General features: G+C 67.3%; 1 protein-coding gene. It reads left to right on the top strand.

Annotated features, from left to right (window positions below):
- Window positions 1-619: 619 nt before the first annotated feature.
- The gene (locus JK358_RS38700; RefSeq protein WP_201958858.1) at window positions 620-1,867 is read left to right on the top strand and encodes an IS110 family RNA-guided transposase; all 1,248 of its coding nucleotides are present in this window, start codon (window positions 620-622) and stop codon (window positions 1,865-1,867) included.
- Window positions 1,868-1,891 lie beyond the last annotated feature (24 nt).

Here is a 1,891-nt window from a genome sequence, read left to right as displayed (position 1 = left end):
CCTACTTATCTCGTAGCGGTTACTTGGACTGGCTTGGACGCCACATCAACTCCTCGGTTTTCTGAAACCTCAGAGAAGGCGGTGCGGCAAGCGGGTTGTGGTGATCGTTCGACGGTTCTGTTGTGGCGACTCCGTTTCCCTCTGGGGCCATGTGAGTCCTCATCCCAGACGGCCGGCGCTGCGGCCGGACCGTTTTGCTTACCGCTGCGGTGACCTCTTCATCGACCCTGGGCCTGGAGCCCTTTTCGAAGAGCGGGGCGCCAGCAGCGGTGGGAGACCTGCCGTGATCGACTCCCGACACACCTCTGGGCACTGCGCCCTCGCGCAAGGCCGCGGGCACACAGCAGCTGGTGCAGCCGGTCGGCGCGCCGACACGTCGTGTCGGTCCCGTCTGGCTGCGCGCGTCGAACCGAATTGCTCGTGGTTCGAGCCTGCTCGCACGATCAGACACCTCACCTTTCGAGAGCCCCGAGTTCTTGGAAAGACCGGTGCCGTGCGGGTGCGCTGGGATCGCGAACAGCTCATCGGAGGCAAGCCCATCGAGGCTCGTAAGTAGGGCGCTGCGCGTTCTCGCCGAGGTCTTGGACCTGCGGATACACCCGACACGAGGGAGGCCGTTATGCACCGAACCTGCGGAATCGACTGGGCCGAAGGCCATCACGACCTCGCGATCATCGACCGTGACGGAAAACTCGTGTCCAAGAAGCGAATCAGCGACGACCCCACCGGATTCGCCGAACTCACCGACCTGCTGGCCGAGGCCGGCGACACCGCCGACGACCCGATCCCGGTCGCGATCGAAACCCCGCGCGGGCTCATGGTCGCCGCGCTGCGCGCCACCGGCCGCCCGGTCTATGCGATCAATCCCATGGCGGTTGCTCGCTACCGCGAACGCCACTCCATGACCCGCGCCAAATCCGACCACGTCGACGCCATGACCCTGGCCAACATCATCCGCGTCGACGCCGAATACCACCGGCGGCTGCCCGTCGACAGCGAACTCGTTCAAGCCATCGCGGTGCTCGCGCGGGCCCAGCAGGACGCAGTCTGGCGACGCACCAAAGCCAGCAACGAGCTGAGATCCCTCCTGCGCGAATACTATCCATCGTTCCTGGCCACCTTCGCCGGGAAGTCGGCCACCAACCTCGCCCGGCCCGACGCCCGCGCGCTCCTGGCCATCGCACCGACTCCCGCCCACGCGGCCAAACTCACCAAAGCCCGCGTCGCGACGGCGCTGCGCCGCGCCGGACGCCAGCGCGGCATCGACGCCTCGGCCGCGGAAACCCTCACCGGCCTTCGCGCTCCGCAATTGCGGCAACCCGCGCCCGTCGAGCAGGCCATGGGCCGCCAAGCGCTCGCCCTGCTGGCCACCCTCGAGGCGGCCTGCACCGGCGCTGACGACCTCGAACGGGCCGTTGCGGAGGAGTTCCGCAAGCACCCTGATTACGCGGTCGTCACCAGCTTTCCGGGACTCGCCGACCTCACAGGCGCCCGGGTTCTCGCCGAGATCGGCGACGACCGCACCCGATTCGCCAGCGACAGGGCCTTGAAGGCCTACGCCGGATCCGCCCCCGTCACCCGCGCCTCCGGCAAGACAATCTCGATCAGCCACAGGCGCATCAAGAACGACCGCCTGGCCGCCGCCGGCTGGATCTGGGCCTTCGCCTCCACTGGCAAGCCGGGTCCCGCCCGAAACCACTACCTGCGCCGTCGCGCACACGGCGATCGTCACGCACCCGCACTGCGACACCTGTTCAACAAGATGCTCGGCCAGCTGCACTACTGCCTCCTATCCGGCGAGCCCTTCGATCCGGTCAAAGCTTTTGGCCTGCCATCCGACACGCCCCCGACACGCTCAGCGGCTTGACCCTTACGAGCATCGGAGGTCTTC

Source organism: Nocardia acididurans (assembly GCF_016741815.1).
GTDB classification, from domain to species: Bacteria; Actinomycetota; Actinomycetes; order Mycobacteriales; family Mycobacteriaceae; genus Nocardia; species Nocardia acididurans.
Note: the sequence above shows the minus strand (reverse complement) of the source record. Positions and strands in the feature narration are given on the sequence as shown.

What these genes read in the sequence shown, in the direction of transcription:
- JK358_RS38700 (WP_201958858.1), top strand. Translation starts at nt 620, where the DNA reads ATGCACCGAACCTGCGGAATCGACTGGGCCGAAGGCCATCACGACCTC.